Origin of the sequence: Rheinheimera pacifica (assembly GCF_900108485.1) — a bacterium.
In the GTDB taxonomy this organism is placed as follows: Bacteria; Pseudomonadota; Gammaproteobacteria; order Enterobacterales; family Alteromonadaceae; genus Alishewanella; species Alishewanella pacifica.
Genome location: NZ_FNXF01000023.1, coordinates 25340 through 41459 on the forward strand (window position 1 = coordinate 25340; position 16120 = coordinate 41459).

General features: G+C 50.2%; 18 protein-coding genes. 10 read left to right on the forward strand and 8 right to left on the reverse strand.

What is annotated here, in order from left to right; all coding sequences use genetic code 11:
• The first annotated feature begins 13 nt into the window (after positions 1–13).
• Positions 14–1339 (forward strand): Xaa-Pro dipeptidase, encoded by a 1326-nt coding sequence (gene pepQ, locus BLW68_RS19440; protein WP_092796818.1) that lies wholly within the window; start codon positions 14–16, stop codon positions 1337–1339.
• A gap of 22 nt (positions 1340–1361) precedes the next feature.
• Positions 1362–2813 (forward strand): TrkH family potassium uptake protein, encoded by a 1452-nt coding sequence (locus BLW68_RS19445; protein ID WP_092796819.1) that lies wholly within the window; start codon positions 1362–1364, stop codon positions 2811–2813.
• Here the strand turns inward: BLW68_RS19445 and trkA are convergent.
• The 4 genes from trkA to def are packed head-to-tail and all read right to left on the reverse strand — an operon-like array spanning position 2810 to position 6980.
• Entirely contained in the window at positions 2810–4186 is a 1377-nt protein-coding gene (gene trkA, locus BLW68_RS19450) for a Trk system potassium transporter TrkA (protein WP_092796821.1), read from the reverse strand. The genes BLW68_RS19445 and trkA overlap by 4 nt on opposite strands.
• Positions 4183–5499: a 16S rRNA (cytosine(967)-C(5))-methyltransferase RsmB gene (gene rsmB / locus BLW68_RS19455; protein WP_092796823.1), complete on the reverse strand. Its 1317-nt coding sequence runs from the start codon at positions 5497–5499 to the stop codon at positions 4183–4185. The genes trkA and rsmB overlap by 4 nt, the downstream gene beginning before the upstream one ends.
• Positions 5496–6452, reverse strand: a complete 957-nt coding sequence (gene fmt, locus BLW68_RS19460) for a methionyl-tRNA formyltransferase (RefSeq protein WP_092796825.1) — start codon at positions 6450–6452, stop codon at positions 5496–5498. The genes rsmB and fmt overlap by 4 nt, the downstream gene beginning before the upstream one ends.
• 12 nt (positions 6453–6464) lie before the next feature.
• The gene (gene def, locus BLW68_RS19465; protein ID WP_092796827.1) at positions 6465–6980 is read right to left on the reverse strand and encodes a peptide deformylase; all 516 of its coding nucleotides are present in this window, start codon (positions 6978–6980) and stop codon (positions 6465–6467) included.
• 123 nt (positions 6981–7103) lie between these two features.
• Here def and BLW68_RS19470 point away from each other — a divergent pair, with 123 nt between their 5' ends.
• From BLW68_RS19470 to BLW68_RS19485, 4 genes are read left to right on the forward strand one after another with little or no spacing between them, the layout of a single operon-like run.
• The gene (locus tag BLW68_RS19470; RefSeq protein ID WP_092796829.1) at positions 7104–8213 is read left to right on the forward strand and encodes a LysM peptidoglycan-binding domain-containing protein; all 1110 of its coding nucleotides are present in this window, start codon (positions 7104–7106) and stop codon (positions 8211–8213) included.
• A 26-nt stretch (positions 8214–8239) separates the two neighbouring features.
• Positions 8240–9331, forward strand: coding sequence for a DNA-processing protein DprA (gene dprA, locus BLW68_RS19475; RefSeq protein ID WP_092796831.1), 1092 nt, complete (start codon positions 8240–8242; stop codon positions 9329–9331).
• A 2-nt stretch (positions 9332–9333) separates the two neighbouring features.
• A complete protein-coding gene (locus BLW68_RS19480) occupies positions 9334–9807 on the forward strand; it encodes a DUF494 family protein (protein ID WP_068237197.1) in 474 nt (157 codons plus the stop codon).
• 15 nt (positions 9808–9822) lie between these two features.
• Entirely contained in the window at positions 9823–10362 is a 540-nt protein-coding gene (locus tag BLW68_RS19485; RefSeq protein WP_092796833.1) for a DNA topoisomerase family protein, read from the forward strand.
• A gap of 16 nt (positions 10363–10378) precedes the next feature.
• On the opposite strand, the gene BLW68_RS19490 is transcribed toward BLW68_RS19485, so the two are convergent.
• Both BLW68_RS19490 and purE read right to left on the reverse strand, forming a co-directional pair.
• A complete protein-coding gene (locus BLW68_RS19490; protein ID WP_092796835.1) occupies positions 10379–11512 on the reverse strand; it encodes a 5-(carboxyamino)imidazole ribonucleotide synthase in 1134 nt (377 codons plus the stop codon).
• Positions 11509–12000 carry a 5-(carboxyamino)imidazole ribonucleotide mutase gene (gene purE / locus BLW68_RS19495; protein ID WP_092796837.1) on the reverse strand — a complete coding sequence of 164 codons (492 nt, stop codon included), beginning with the start codon at positions 11998–12000 and terminating at the stop codon, positions 11509–11511. The genes BLW68_RS19490 and purE overlap by 4 nt, the downstream gene beginning before the upstream one ends.
• Before the next feature lie 119 nt (positions 12001–12119).
• Between purE and tsaC the strand changes: the two genes are divergently transcribed.
• Positions 12120–12674, forward strand: a complete 555-nt coding sequence (tsaC, locus tag BLW68_RS19500; protein ID WP_092796838.1) for an L-threonylcarbamoyladenylate synthase type 1 TsaC — start codon at positions 12120–12122, stop codon at positions 12672–12674.
• A 1-nt stretch (position 12675) separates the two neighbouring features.
• Entirely contained in the window at positions 12676–13608 is a 933-nt protein-coding gene (gene hemF / locus BLW68_RS19505) for an oxygen-dependent coproporphyrinogen oxidase (protein ID WP_092796840.1), read from the forward strand.
• On the opposite strand, the gene BLW68_RS19510 is transcribed toward hemF, so the two are convergent.
• A complete protein-coding gene (locus tag BLW68_RS19510; protein WP_245728403.1) occupies positions 13605–14027 on the reverse strand; it encodes a group II truncated hemoglobin in 423 nt (140 codons plus the stop codon). The genes hemF and BLW68_RS19510 overlap by 4 nt on opposite strands.
• A 29-nt stretch (positions 14028–14056) precedes the next feature.
• Here BLW68_RS19510 and aroE point away from each other — a divergent pair, with 29 nt between their 5' ends.
• A complete protein-coding gene (gene aroE, locus BLW68_RS19515; protein ID WP_092796842.1) occupies positions 14057–14875 on the forward strand; it encodes a shikimate dehydrogenase in 819 nt (272 codons plus the stop codon).
• A gap of 4 nt (positions 14876–14879) precedes the next feature.
• On the forward strand, positions 14880–15116 hold the full coding sequence (locus tag BLW68_RS19520; protein ID WP_092796844.1) for a DUF1488 family protein: 237 nt from the start codon (positions 14880–14882) through the stop codon (positions 15114–15116).
• On the opposite strand, the gene BLW68_RS19525 is transcribed toward BLW68_RS19520, so the two are convergent.
• On the reverse strand, positions 15113–15646 hold the full coding sequence (locus BLW68_RS19525; RefSeq protein ID WP_092796846.1) for a gamma carbonic anhydrase family protein: 534 nt from the start codon (positions 15644–15646) through the stop codon (positions 15113–15115). The genes BLW68_RS19520 and BLW68_RS19525 overlap by 4 nt on opposite strands.
• Positions 15647–16120: the final 474 nt, after the last annotated feature.

The window sequence follows — 16120 nt, forward strand, 5'->3', positions numbered from 1 at the left end:
AGGTCAGACACTTATGACAGCTTCTTATCAAAGCCTGTATCAGGCCCATATTGCAGAATTACAGCAGCGTACCCGCCGGTTGTTAGAGCGGGAAAATCTGGACGCGCTGGTGATCCACTCCGGCCAAACCCAGCGCAAGTTTCTTGATGATATGGATTATCCGTTTAAAGCCAACCCGTTATTTAAAGCCTGGTTACCGGTAATTGATAACCCGCATTGCTGGCTGATTGTCGATGGTGTCAACAAACCTAAGCTTATTTTCTACCGGCCGAAAGACTTCTGGCATAAAGTGCCGGACGAACCACATGATTTCTGGGCAGAGTATTTTGATATTCAGCTGCTGGATAAAGCCAACAAGGTAGAAACTCTGCTGCCGTATGACAAAGCCCGGCTGGCGTATCTGGGTGAATACCTCGAGGTAGCGCGGGCACTGGGCTTTACTGAAATTAATCCCGAACCGGTGCTGAATTTTATTCATTTTTACCGCGCCTACAAAACGCCATATGAACAAGCCTGTCTGCGCATCGCTAATCAGATGGCAGTGGCGGGACATAATGCGGCAAAAGCGGCTTTTTATGCCGGAGGCACAGAGTTTGATATTCAGCTGGCTTATTTAGCCGCCGTAAGACAAAGCGAAAACGAAGTGCCGTATGGCAATATTATTGCGCTGAACCAAAACTGTGCCATTTTGCATTACACGGCCCTGGAGCGCAAAGCGCCCAAGCAGCTGCATTCATTTTTAATTGACGCCGGCGCCGAGTTTCATGGCTATGCCGCCGATATTACCCGTACTTACAGCTTTAACCCGCAGGACGAATTTGGCAGTTTAATTACTGCTGTGAATGGAGCCGAGTTGCAACTGGTAGACGGCTTAAAACCGGGGCTGAAATACGGCGAGCTGCATATACAATGTCATCAGCATATCGCGGAAATTTTGCATCAGTTTGATTTTGTTAAGTTGGCGCCAGAAGCTATTGTTGAAAGCCAGATCAGCCGTACTTTTTTCCCGCATGGTTTAGGCCATCACCTTGGCTTGCAGGTACATGATGTTGGCGGTTTTATGGCCGATGAACGCGGTACCCATGTTGCCGCGCCCGAAAGCCATCCGTATTTGCGCTGCACCCGCACTATTGAAGCCGATATGGTATTTACCATTGAGCCGGGCCTGTATTTTATCGACAGCTTGCTGGCCGATTTAGCCGCTACCGAGTTTGATAAATACATTAACTGGCAAAAAGTAGATGCGTTCCGCCGGTTTGGCGGTATCCGTATTGAGGACAACATTATTGTACACCGCGATCGCAACGAAAATATGACCCGTGACTTGCAACTGGCCTAAGCCGCAGGGGCGCCGCTAAGGTATGCAATACCGCTCGATAATCCGGATCCTGGGGTTGCTGATTGCTATTTTCAGCATCACCATGATCCCGCCGGCATTTGTTGCCTACTGGTATAAAGACGGTGCCGGCGTGCCTTTTATGTTGTCATTTCTGTTAAGCCTGCTGATTGGCTTTGTGATCTGGTATCCCAACCGGCAATACAAAGCCGAGCTAAAAGTGCGTGACGGCTTTCTTATTGTGGTGTTGTTCTGGACGGTGCTCGGTGCTGTGGGTGGCATACCGCTGATGCTGGCCGACAACCCGCAGTTAAGTATGGCTGGCGCCATGTTTGAAGCGTTCTCCGGCCTTACCACCACAGGTGCTACGGTACTTACCGGTATAGAGTTTCTGCCCAAAGCCATTTTGTTTTACCGCCAGCAACTGCAATGGCTGGGAGGCATGGGTATCATTGTACTGGCGGTAGCCATATTGCCAATGTTGGGTGTCGGGGGCATGCAGCTGTACCGGGCAGAGACACCGGGGCCGGTGAAAGACAATAAGATGACACCGCGTATCGCCGATACCGCCAAGCACTTATGGTATATCTATCTGGCGTTAACGCTAAGCTGCATGCTGGCATTTTATCTGGCGGGAATGAACTGGTTTGACGCCATCTGCCATGCGTTTTCTACGGTGGCTATTGGAGGGTTCTCAACTTACGACGCCAGTATCGGCCATTTTCAAAGCCCGGTAATTAATGCTATTTGTGTCATATTTTTGCTGCTTAGTGCGGTTAATTTTCCGCTGCACTTTGCTGCTATTCGCGGCAAAAGTGTCAGCACCTACTTTCGCGACCCGGAATTTAAAGCCTTTTTAGTTATTCAGGCGGCTCTGGTGCTGATTTGTTTTTTGGTGTTACTGGAAACCAATGTTTATAACACAACAGCAGAAGCCTTGAATCATGGCATTTTTCAGGCGGTATCTATTTCTACAACGGCAGGTTTTGCTACCGATAGTTTTGCCGTGTGGCCGTTGTTTTTACCGATACTGTTGATATTCTCCAGCTTTATCGGTGGTTGTGCCGGTTCTACCGGTGGAGGTTTAAAGGTAGTTCGGGTAGTGTTACTGTTTTTGCAGGGTACGCGCGAGCTCAACCGGCTTATTCATCCGCGGGCGGTTTATGCCATTAAACTGGGGCGCCGTGCAGTACCTGATCGTATTGTTGAGGCGGTATGGGGCTTTTTTGCCGCCTATGCGCTGGTGTTTGTGGTGATTATGCTGCTGTTGCTGCTGACCGGGCTGGACAATATTACTGCCTTTACCGCTACGGCTGCCTGTTTAAATAACCTTGGCCCCGGCCTGGGCGAGGTTGCGGCTAACTTTGGCTCTATTCCTGAAAGCAGCAAGTGGATTCTGATCGTGGCGATGGTATTTGGCCGGCTGGAAATATTCACCTTGCTGGTGCTATTTACCCCGGCCTTCTGGAAAGATTAAATAAAGATAGCACTAACCTGAAACAGCTTTTCCACTTCAACGATGTGCTTTTTATCTACCATAAACAAAATAATGTGATCATTGGTTTCAATAACGGTGCTGTCGTGGGCAATAACCACTTCATCGCCGCGCACAACAGCGCCAATAGTGGTACCCGGTGGCAGTTTAATGCTGCCGATAGCTTTACCCACCACTTTGCTGGTATTGCTGTCGCCATGGGCAATAGCTTCAATGGCCTCGGCAGCGCCGCGGCGTAGCGAGTATACGTTTACGATATCACCACGGCGGATATGGGTTAACAACGCAGAAATTGTGGCTTGTTGCGGCGATACGGCAATATCCACTTCGCCGCCTTGCAGTAAATCGACATAGGCACCGCGTTTAATTAGCACCATGGTTTTTTGTGCGCCCATCCTTTTGGCCAGCATGGCCGACATGATATTGGCTTCATCGTCGTTGGTAACGGCGATAAACACGTCTACCTGCTCAATGTTTTCTTCTTCCAGCAGCTCTGGGTCTGAGGCGTCACCGACATACACCACGGTATTATCCAGCGCGCTGGACAAAAACTCGGCGCGCTCTTTGCCACGCTCAATTAACTTAACGCTGTGGGTTTTTTCCAATGCCCGTGCCAGGCCAAAACCCACATTACCACCACCGGCGATCATAATGCGGCGGTAGCTGCGCTCCAGCTTTTGCAGCTCGCTCATTACCGCGCGGATATGCTTGGTAGCGGCGACGAAAAAGACTTCGTCGTCGGCTTCAATAATAGTCGTACCCAGCGGTTTAATCGCGGTGCCGCGTCGGTAAATAGCAGCTACCCGGGTTTCAATATTCGGCATATGTTCTTTTAACGCCGACAACGCATGGCCAACCAGCAAGCCGCCATAATAAGCTTTAACCGCCACCAGGCTCACCTTGCCACCGGCAAACTCCACCACCTGTAAGGCGCCGGGGTAGTCAATTAAGCGGCGGATATAATTGGTAACCAGGGCTTCTGGCGCAATAAAATGATCGACCGGCATATCGTCTTTATGAAACAGCTGATCGCGGTATTTCAGGTACTGATTGGTGCGGATGCGGGCAATCTTAACCGGTGTATTAAACATACTGTAGGCGACCTGGCAGGCGACAATATTCACTTCGTCACTGTTGGTTACTGCCACTATCATGTCGGCATCTTCGGCACCGGCTTTTTTCAGAATATCGGGGTGCGAACCATGGCCATGTACTACCTGCAAATCGTAACGATCCTGCAGGGCACGCAGCTTGTCTGCATTGCTATCAACAATGGTGATATCGTTTTGCTCACCTACCAGGTTTTCTGCCAGTGTGGCACCAACCTGACCTGCACCCAGAATAATTATTTTCATGCTTTCTCGTTGTTGGTCATTTTTTTCAGCCTGGCATAGAAAAAGCCGTCCATGTCCTGTTCGCCGGGTAGCAGCTGCCAGCCGTATTGCTGATTTGCATGCTGCTGTGGCAACCTATCCAGCTTAGCATCGCTGTGCTGCTGTAAAAACTGTTCAATTTGCTCGCTGTTTTCTGCAGGCAAAACACTGCAGGTCGCATAAAGCAGCGTGCCACCCGGCGCCAGCAGGCTCCAGCATTGGCGTAAGATACGCTGTTGCAATTCAGCCAGTACTGCGATATCAGCCTTTTTACGCAGCCAGCGGATATCCGGATGACGGCGGATCACACCGGTGGCCGAGCAGGGCACATCCAGCAAAATGCGGTCAAATAATTTGCCTTGCCACCAGCTGTCGGGTTCAGCGGCATCAGCGGCAATAACATTAGCGTTTAAGCCCAAACGGGCCAGATTTTCATGCACCCGCAGCAGGCGTTTGGTTTCTTTATCCAGCGCAGTAAGTTCAGCTTCAGGTGCCAGTTCCAGTATATGGCAGGTTTTACCGCCTGGGGCGCAGCAGGCGTCCAGAATATGCTGGCTGCTGTTTACATCAAGCAAGCTGGCGGCATATTGCGCTGCGGCATCCTGCACTGAGAACCAGCCTTCGGCATAGCCGGGCAGGGAGGTAACATCCTGTGCCTGCGCCAGTTTAATTGCAGCCGGTAAACCGGCTACTGGCCGGGTGTATTCAATACCTTGGCGGGTTAGCGCGGCGGCATAGTCTGTCGGGTTAATTTTGCTGATATTTACCCGCAACCATAATGGTGCTTTTTGCTGGTTGGCATCAAGTATCTGTTGCCACTGTTGTGGATAAGCCTGTTGCAGTGCGGTAATCAGCCAGCCAGGATGATTAAGCTGTACCGCGGCTGGCGCAGTGGCGAAGTTAAATAACTCAGGTTGGCGCTGCACATTACGCAGCACACCGTTAATCAGCTTAGTCAGTGACTGGCCTTTTAATTCACGTGCGGCGTCAACGGTTTCACTGATAGCGGCATGGTCTGGTATGCGCATAAACTTAAGTTGGTAAATACCCACATACAGCAAGAACTGCAAAGGGCGCAGTTGCTTGATCAGCGGTTTACTCATTAGCTGGCCGCAAACGGCTTCAAGTTGTGGCAGGTAGCGCATTACGCCAAAGCAAATTTCCTGCAACAAGGCTTTATCCAGTGGGTTATCCAGCAGTGCCTGCGCTTTGGGCAGCACCTCAGACAATGACATGCCCTGATCGACCACATCAAAGCAACTGCGTGCAGCAAGCACGCGAACGTTATAGCTCATAGCACCTGGCCAATAATTGTACCGGGGCTTAGCCAATCAGCGCGGCCATTTAAAAAATCGGCGGCGGCCATGGCTTTTTTACCTGGCGGCTGTAGCTGGGTAATAAGCAATGCGCCTTCAGCACAGGCAATGCGGATACCGTGTTTATCGGCACTTAATATTGTACCTGCGGCTTTATCGCTGTTGCTGCTTTGTGCGCTTGCTTGCCACACCTTAATGCTGCCTTGTGCCAGTGTAAAATAGCTGACCGGCCAGGGGTTAAAGGCTCTTATTTCACGCTGTAGTGCAGAGGCTGGTTTGTTAAAGTTGAGCAGGGCTTCGTCTTTATGCAGCTTTTCGGCGTAACTGGCTTGGCTGTTATCCTGTATTTGCGCCTGTTGCTGCAGTGCCGGTAAGTTGGCCAATGCAGCCAGCAGAGCTTTGGGGCCCAGTATGGCTAGCTTGTCGTATAAAGAGGCGCTGGTATCAGTATCGTCAATATCACAACTCACCGTGCTTAACATGGCGCCGGTATCAAGGCCGGCATCCATTTGCATAATGGTTACGCCGGTTTGAGCATCACCGGCCCAGATGGCGCGCTGAATTGGCGCAGCACCGCGCCAGCGCGGCAGTAAAGAGCCGTGTACATTAATACAACCAAGGCGGGGAGTATCCAGTACGGCTTGTGGCAAAATTAAGCCATAGGCAACAACAATCATTAAATCAGCGTTTAGTGCGGCCAGCTCTTGTTGTGCCGGGGCTTTTTTCAGTGATTTAGGTTGATATACGGCCAGGTTATGCTGCAAGGCTAACTGTTTCACTGCGCTGGGTTGCAATTGCTGGCCACGGCCGGCTGGCCGGTCTGGCTGGGTGTAAACGGCGATAACCTGATGCCCTGCATCTAACAGAGCTTGCAGATGGCGCGCCGCAAAATCGGGCGTGCCAGCAAAAATAATACGTAAAGGAGTGGTCACTGTATATCCTGTTTAAAGGGCGTGGCGCTGTGCCAGTTTGGCTTCTTTTTCCAGCTTCTTCCGGATCCGCTCACGCTTTAACGGCGACAGATAATCGATAAACAATTTGCCGACCAGATGGTCCAGCTCGTGTTGCAGGCAAATTGCCAGCAGGCCATCGGCATTTAATTCAAACCAATCGCCGTTTCTGTCTTGCGCCTTCACTGTTACTTCGGCCGCACGCTCTACTTTGGCGTAGTTTTGTGGCACAGACAAACAGCCTTCTTCATAGCTGGTTTCGCCACTGCGGGCGATAATTTCCGGGTTAATAAACACCATGGGGTCGTTACTGTCTTCAGAGAGATCAATAACCACCACGCGCAGATGCACATTAACCTGCGTAGCGGCCAGGCCAATACCATTTTCGTCGTACATGGTATCGAGCATATCGTCGACCAGTTGTTGGATCTCTGACGTAACCGCTGCAACAGGTTTTGCTACTGTGCGAAGCCTTTCATCCGGGTAATGTAAAACATGTAAAACTGCCATAACACCTACAAAATTATGCTTTGTTTCAAAGGTTGTGATATGTTTTAATTTTAGCCATTAATCCGCTGTATTAACAGCTTAGTGTGCAATAATTACAACAAGAACGAGCTCAAGGATGCCGGCATGCTGAAAAAATTCGCTGCTATTGTCACTCTGGTGGTTATGAGTGGCTTTTTTAATGTGTTTGCCGATGTATTAAAAATTCGCGACGATGCTCCTGCCAGTTATGTTGTTAAGAAAGGCGATACGCTGTGGGATATCTCCGCTTTGTACCTGAGTGAGCCCTGGTTATGGCCACAGCTGTGGCAGATGAACCCCCAGGTTGACAACCCGCACCTGATATTTCCCGGTGATACGTTAACACTTACTTATGATGCACAGGGCCGGCCTCGTCTGGCAGTAAATAACAAGGTAAAACGCTTATCACCTACCGCCCGTAAAACGGTAAAAAGCGCCGATGCGGTGTCTACCTTACCGCTAAGTATGATTCGGCATTATCTGACGTTTGAACAATCGTTGTTGGATGAACAAATTCAGGCTCTGCCTTATATCCTCGGTTCTAATGCCAACGTAAAAAACTCGGTAAGTGACCATATTATTTATGCGAAAGGTGTACTGGACAGCGGTGCCTCTTATGGCGTGTACCGTAAAGGCAAACCTTATTTTGATCCGGAAACTGAAACCGTATTAGGTTATGAAACTACGCTGGTAGCTACCGCGCGGGCGTTTCGGCCCGGCCATGATGCAACTGAAGATAAACCGGCCGAAGCATCATCACTGAACGTGCTTAGCGTTAAGCGCGAAATTAAACAGGGCGATCGCCTGATGCCAGCGCTGGAGGGGCAGGCGTTACCGGCGTTTTTTGTGATGACTAAACCGGAGTTTGATATCACCGGAACCATTATCGATACTACGTCTAACCTGCGTGAGTTTTCCAAGTGGGATATTGTGGTGTTAAATCGTGGGGCATTGCAGCAGTTAAAGGCCGGCCATATGGTAGGTATTTACCGCAACTCGCCAATGGTGGTCGATAGCCCGGATGGCCCGGTATACATTGAAGACGCCAGTAAATTGCAGAAAATGTTCAAAAACTTTGGCGATACCACTATTACCTTGCCAAGAGAAAAAGTGGGTGAGCTGATGGTATTTAAAGTATCTGAGCGCACCAGTTTTGCTATTGTCACTAAAACACAACGTCCAATCCGGGTTGGAGATTTAATCGCTAACCTGTAACTCAATAAGTATGGAGCCAGTTTGTCATGGAGGATCTTTGCAACTGGCTCGCTTTAGCCACTGTGCATGGCCTTGATGGCCTGAAGTTCCAACGTCTGAGCGAGCAAATATCGGTTACCGAGCTGGTAAAATTACCGGCCAGTACCTTAAGAGACATTGGTTTTACCGAACGTCAGGCGCATATACTGGCTTATGAGTCAAAAGCCAAAGTGGATAGTGCGTTACAATGGCTGGCGCAGGCCGATAATCATCATGTTGTTACTTATCTTGACCCACGCTATCCGGCATTATTAAAGCAAACCAAACAGCCGCCTTTGCTATTGTTTGTTAAAGGTAACCCGCAGATCCTGGCACAGCAGCAACTAGCTATGGTGGGTAGCCGTCAGCCCACGCCAACCGGGCGTAAAGTGGCGCAAAGTTTCGCGGCTGAATTGTCGCAACAGGGTTATGTTATTACCAGTGGTATGGCGCGCGGTATTGATAGCGAAAGCCACAAAGGCGCGTTGCAGGCAGGTGGCTTAACCATAGCCGTGTTGGGCCATGGTTTAAAGCAGGTATATCCTGCTTCCAATAAAGCGCTGGCAGAAGCGATAACTGAGCAGGGCGCTCTGGTGTCAGAGTATTTTCCTGATGTATTGGCGCGGGCAGAGTGGTTTCCGCAACGTAACCGCATTGTGGTTGGTTTAAGTATTGGCACCATAGTGGTAGAGGCGGGCTTAAAAAGTGGTACTTTAATCAGTGCTAATCTGGCGGCCGAATATAGCCGCGATGTATTTGCGGTGCCCGGTTCAGTGTATAGCCCGCAGTCGGCGGGTTGCCATGCGCTAATTCAACAAGGCGCTAAACTGGTGACAAGTGTGGCCGATATACTGGAGGAATGGAGCTTTTTTCAGAAAAGTTGTCTAACAACTGAGCCTGAATCAGAAAAAAGTACTGAAACAGACTTGTTTGCCCGCCAGTTGTTGGCTAACGTAGGAGATGAAGTTACCGCAGTTGATTTGATTGCACAGCGCGCCGGGTTGGCGATAGCTGATGCAACTATAGCGCTGTTACAGCTGGAGTTAGCTGGTGAAGTAGCAGCAGTTCCCGGTGGCTACATTAGAGTGAGGAGTGCCTGAGTATGTTTGATATCCTCGTTTACCTGTTTGAAAATTATATCCACAATGAATCTGACATTTACGTTAACCATGCTGATCTGACCAAAGAGTTAAGCCGGGCGGGTTTTCATGACGACGATATCTTCAAAGCGCTAAAGTGGCTCGACAACCTGTCTGCGCTGCAGGAAAGTCATGTTAAGCCTTATTTGTCCAAAGGCACCTCTAACGCTACCCGTATTTATTGCGCGGCGGAATTGGCTAAAATGGATGTAGAGTGCCAGGGCTTCTTGCTGTTTCTGGAACAAGTTAATGTGCTGGACGCCGTTACCCGCGAGATGGTTATCGACAGGGTAATGGATCTGGACAGTAACAGCATTAGCCTGGAAGATTTAAAATGGGTGGTACTGATGGTGCTGTTTAATGTACCTGGCCATGAGAATGCCTATGCCCAAATGGAAGATTTAATTTTTGATGAACCTGAAGGGCCGCTGCATTAAGCGGCCTTAGCCTTTATGACAGACGATTCGGCCTTGTTTGACCTGCCGCAACAGCAGCAGTTATGTCCGTTATGCCAGCAACCGCTGGCGATGAAATCAGGTAAGAACGGCCCTTTTCTTGGTTGCAGTGCTTATCCGGCCTGCAACTATATAAAAGCCTTACACCAGCATGAAACCAGCATCGTAAAAGTGCTGGATAGCGAAGCCTGCCCGCAATGCGGCAATGCACTGGCGGTAAAGAACGGCCGGTACGGCATGTTTATTGGCTGTACCGATTATCCGCGCTGTAATTTTGTGGTGCATGAGCATGGCGAACAAACGGACGCAGAACGGCTGGCGTGCCCCAAGTGTAAACAGGGCCAGCTGACCGAGCGGGTAAATAAGTTTGGTAAAGCGTTCTGGGGCTGTGACAACTATCCCAAATGCAAGTTTCTGCTAAATGACAAACCGGTTGCTGGCGCCTGCGTAGCTTGTTATTTTGCTTTACTGGTAGAAAGAAAAGGCGTGTTGTACTGCGCAGATAAAAAGTGCGGAGAAAAACAGCCGGCAGTTTAAGCTACCGGCCAGCACATCAGTTTAACCGTGCTGCCATTTGAGCCAGCTCGGGAAAAGCCGCCTCAGGCAATAGCGCGATTAATTGCTCAAAACGTTGCTTTAGTTGGGCATTGTCTGTCGCGGATAAATTAATATGGCCCATTTTGCGACCGGCGCGTTTGCTTTTACCGTACCAGTGTAAATGCAACCCTGGCAGCGCCAGTATTTGCTCCGGCACTGTGTCTTCGCCAAGAATATTTACCATCAAACTCGGGCGCAGTAAGGCGGTACTGCCAAGCGGTAAGCCGCAGACGGCGCGTAAGTGCTGCTCAAACTGACAGACATCAGCGCCTTGCTGGGTCCAATGGCCGGAGTTATGCACCCTTGGTGCAATTTCATTTACCAGCAGCTCACCGTTAACATCAAAAAACTCTATCGCCAGTACGCCAACGTAATTCAGCTGGTTTGCCACCGCAGTAAACATTTGTTGTGCTTGTTGTTGCAACTGTTCATTACCGGCTACCGCTAAAGACACGCTAAGCACACCGTTGACATGGTGGTTTTCGGTCAGCGGATACACCTGCACTTCACCTTTGCTATTGCGGGCACCTATCAATGAAACTTCACGCTGAAACGGAATAAACTGTTCAGCAACAATTGCCTGTTTGCTGTCGGCAGCCAGAAAAGCACTAATATCCTGCCACAATGCTGCGGCCTGTTCAGCTTGCTTTAACCGCCACTGGCCTTTACCGTCATAACCGGCCAGTGCGCTTTTAAATACCAGCGGTAAGCCCAGCTTGCTGATCGCCGCTGTAAAATCGGCTTCGTTATTAATAATGTGATAACTGGCAGAGCGTACACCGGCGCTGTCCAGCAATTGTTTTTCTAACCGGCGATCGCCGCCGGCTTTAATGGCAGTTTCGCCCGGAAAAAACTTACCGCTTTGCTGGCACTGCGCCAGTACTGGCAGCGGAATGTGTTCAAACTCGGCAGTCACCACATCGGCATCAGCTATGGCATTGGCCAGGCCTTTACCCAAATTTTGCTGCGTCAGCGGGTGCACTATGGCGTCATTGTTCACATCATAAGCGCTGATGCTGATATTCAGCGGTGCACCGGCCAGCGCCATCATCCGCGCCAGTTGGCCGGCGCCCAATACTAATACCTTCATAACGGCACCTGTGACGGGTCGGGCTGGCTTAATACCATATCGGTTTGCGCCTGACGAAAGGCATCAATTTTTGTCATCAGCTCCACGCTGTTTGTCGCCAGAATTTGCGCTGCCAACAGGCCGGCATTAGCGGCACCGGCATCGCCAATGGCTAGGGTGCCTACTGCTACGCCCTTGGGCATTTGTACAATAGACAGCAAAGAGTCTAAACCTTTCAGGGCTTTAGATTGCACCGGCACACCCAGTACCGGCAGGCTGGTAAAAGCAGCGGCCATGCCGGGTAAATGCGCAGCACCACCGGCCCCGGCAATAATAACCTTTAAACCGCGGCTGGCGGCTGCACTGGCATAATCAGCTAATAACTGAGGTGTACGATGTGCGGAAACAACTTTGGTTTCATAGGCAATACCGAATTTATCCAGCATATCAGCGGCGTGCTTCATAGTAGGCCAGTCTGAGGTTGAACCCATGATGATGCCAACTTGCATTGTTGTTTCCTTCTGTACGTGATGAACTAAAAGCGTGAAGGCGCTATTATAGCCAGTTGCGCAACTGAAGAAAATTTTAACTGTGTTTTTCGTCTAATTATCCGGAGTAGTAGCAACAAATGGCAGAACAGCAGCTGGTTTTACAGGCCTTGCAACAAGGTGGCGTTATCGCTTACCCCACTGAAGCCGTTTACGGTTTAGGTTGCGACCCGGATAACGAGGCGGCGGTAATGGCGCTGCTGGCGATTAAACAGCGGCCGGTGGAGAAGGGACTGATCTTAATTGCCGCTAACTATTCGCAGTTACTGCCCTATGTGGATGACAAAGCCATACCACCGGAAAAGCGCTACCAGATATTTTCCAGCTGGCCGGGCCATATCAGTTGGGTGTTGCCAGCCAGCAAAACGGCGCCTAAGTGGCTTACCGGTCAGTTTGACAGCATTGCCGTGCGGGTCAGTGCGCATCCGGTGGTGCAGCAGTTATGCAGTGCTTATGGCAAACCGCTGGTATCAACCAGTGCTAATTTATCCGGCCAGCCGGCTATCACCGACAAAGCTGAGCTGGAGCAAAGCCTCGGCGATAAGTTGTCTGCTATTATGCCGGGACCTTTGGGTGGTGCCACACAACCCAGTCAAATTCGTGATGCCTTAAGTGGCAATATAGTAAGGAGTTAAGGTGACCAACAGCCAACCTCAGCATCATCTGGCAGCCGTGCAACAGTTTTTACAGCAGTTGCAGGACAATATCTGCACTGCACTGCAGCAGGCAGATGGTAGCGCACAATTTGTTGAAGATGCCTGGCAGCGGCCTGAAGGCGGTGGCGGTAAAAGTCGCGTGCTAACCGGCGGGAAGGTATTTGAGCAGGCCGGGGTAAATTACTCGCATGTGTTTGGTGCCAATATGCCTGCGTCGGCTACCGCACACCGGCCGGAGCTGGCAGGGCGCAGCTTTAATGCCTGTGGTGTGTCGTTGGTGATCCATCCGAATAACCCTTATTTGCCTACTACTCATGCCAATGTGCGGTTTTTTATTGCCGAAAAAGCCGGTGAAGCGCCGGTGTGGTGGTTTGGCGGCGGTTTTGATTTAACACCTTATTACCCGTTCGAAGACGATGTTGTGCATTGGCACCAAACGGCTAAAAAAGCAGTCGACCCCTTTGGCGCCGAATATTACCCGGCCTATAAAAAGTGGTGCGACGAGTATTTCTACTTAAAGCACCGCGGCGAAACCCGTGGTGTTGGTGGGCTGTTCTTTGACGACTTAAATGCGCCGGGCTTCGAGCAAAGCTTTGCCCTGATGCGTGCTGTGGGTGAGGCCTTTATTCCGGCGTATTTGCCGATAGTTGAAAGGCGCAAAAACACGCCGTACGGTGAGCCTGAGCGCCAGTTCCAGCTGTACCGCCGTGGCCGTTATGTTGAATTTAATCTGGTGTACGACAGGGGTACTTTATTTGGCTTGCAAAGCGGCGGCCGCACCGAGTCGATTTTAATGTCAATGCCGCCGTTGGTGCGCTGGCAATATGGCTATCAGCCAGAGCCCGGCAGTGCAGAATCGCTATTGTATCAACGCTATCTTAAACCGCAGGACTGGTTAAAGCTTCAGGCTTAACAATTAATCATATGGCTCGCCAGTTGGCCTATCGACTGGCGAATACCATCACGCAACAGCTTATTCTCCACCACTTCATCCAGCGCTGTATCCATACAAAACATCCACTGATCACGCAGTTTTTCATCTACCGGAAAAGGCAGATGCCGGGCGCGAAGGCGAGGGTGGCCGTATTGCTGCTCGAACAATGGCGGGCCGCCAAGCCAGCCGGATAAAAACTGGAAAAACTTCTGCCGGATAGTATCCAGCGGTAGTGGGTGGATAGCGTACAGCTCAGCCGCCTGCGGTGCGGTTTCCATTACATCGTAAAAGCGATTGGCCAGCTTGCGGACTGTATCTTCACCGCCCAGCATGGCGTAGGGCGTTTGCTCCGGTGTAGGATGTGGCTTGCTATTTGCTGTGGTTTTATTAAAAATCATCTGTATTAACTTCTTGATGGACATAATTTGTGGACCGTTATGCAGTATTCGGTAATCCGATAGGCCACTCAAAGTCGCCCTTTATTCATGCTCAGTTTGCTGCCGCATTGGGCGAACAACTGCAATACGACGCCATTTTAGCACCGCTTGATGGCTTTGCCGACAGCTGGCACAGCTTTGTCGCCGCCGGCGGTAAAGGCGGCAATGTCACTGTGCCGTTTAAAGAGCAGGCGTATCAACTGGCTGACGTATTATCACAGCGGGCAAAACAAGCCGGCGCGGTCAACACGCTGTATTTGAATAGCGCAGGTAAACTCTGCGGCGATAATACCGACGGTATTGGCCTGGTGGCTGATTTGACACGACTTGGCGTTACGCTTAATGGCATAACTGTATTGCTGCTCGGTGCCGGCGGTGCCAGTCGCGGTGCCATTGGCCCATTGTTGGATGCCGGTGTTAAGCAGCTGGTGCTGGCTAACCGTACGGTCAGTAAAGCGCAAGCTATCGCGGCTAATTTCGGTGCGCATGTTAGGGCTTGTGGTTATGCCGATATACCATCGCAACCTTATCAGCTGGTGATTAATGCCACTTCATCCGGCTTAAGCGGTGAGCGGCCGTTAATCGCCGCGCAGCATTTACAGCACTGCCTGCTTGCTTATGACATGTTGTACGGCGCTGCGCCAACACCATTTTTGCAATGGGCAAAAGCTGAAGGTGTACCGCAGCAAGCAGATGGCTTGGGTATGTTATTGTCACAGGCGGCCGAAGCCTTTTATATCTGGCGCGGTAAAAGGCCAGATATCACGCCAGTGTTAGCTTTACTTAAACAGCAGCTAAGCGGCAACTGAGCCAATGAACCAGCAACTTATCTTTAATAATGATTTTGCCTTTGATGCAACCCGGCAGGCTGTCAGCTTTAGCTGTCTGGTCAGTGGTTTAAAGGTGCGGTGTTTTATTGCATTGCCGGCAGAGCAAACGCCAGCGGTATTTCTACCGCAAGTTAAAGCAGACGCCTTTAATTGGGAAGACTGCGCTGAACAGGCGATAGCCGACGACGCATACAATGCCGCAGGCGAAATCTGGCTTTAAGCTTCTGCCAGATACTCGTTTTTCAATACTACATAGTTCGCTGCTGACTCCGCTAAAAAAGCTTTTTCAGCTTCATTTAACGGCCGTGCCTGTTTTACCGGGCTACCGACATATAAGTAGCCACTCTGCAGCCGCTTACCCGGTGGCACTAAACTGCCGGCGCCGATAATCACTTCGTCTTCTACTATTACGTCGTCCATCACTATAGCGCCCATACCCACCAGAATACGGTTACCTAGCGTGCAGCCATGCAGCATTACTTTGTGGCCAACGGTAACGTCTTCGCCGATAATCAGTGGTGAGCCGGCTGGTTTGCCGCGGCTTGGCCGCGATAAATGCAGCACCGAACCATCCTGTATATTAGTGCGGGCACCAATACGGATATAGTTCACATCACCGCGCGCAGCTACTAAGGGCCAGATACTGACATCTTCAGCCAGTTCAATATCGCCAACCAGCACGCTGGATTCATCTATATATACCCCTGACGCCAGTTTCGGCGTTATACCTTTATAAGCTCGTATCGTCATAATGTCCTCCAATGCTGCGTTATTATGCAGTAAATGTACTAAAAAAGCGCTTTTCGACCAATTTTTCTGCGAACGATCTTAAAAGTACAAGTTTTCTCAAATAACCGCTTGCAGGTATTCCAAAAGGCCCTATAATGCGCGCCATGCCACGGGGTGCTGCAGTTTGGGTGTCTCGGGTGAGTTAAAACGGTTCGCAAAAATCTTTCAAAAAGACGCTTGACAGACCCGCTTAAATCACTAAAATGGCGCCCTCGCTTCACGGTGGTGTTTAACGCGGTGAAAAGAGAAAAGAAGTCTGGTGTGACGATGCGTTTTTAAATGAAGAATCATCGTCACGCTTGACTTAAAAACTGGGAAGTGTAACATACGCCTCCCGCTTTGAGAGTTCAAAGCACGCTCTTTAACAATTCGCAATCAATCATCTGTGTGGGCACTTATGATGGATTTCACAAAATGAAATTTATCGGTTGAGTG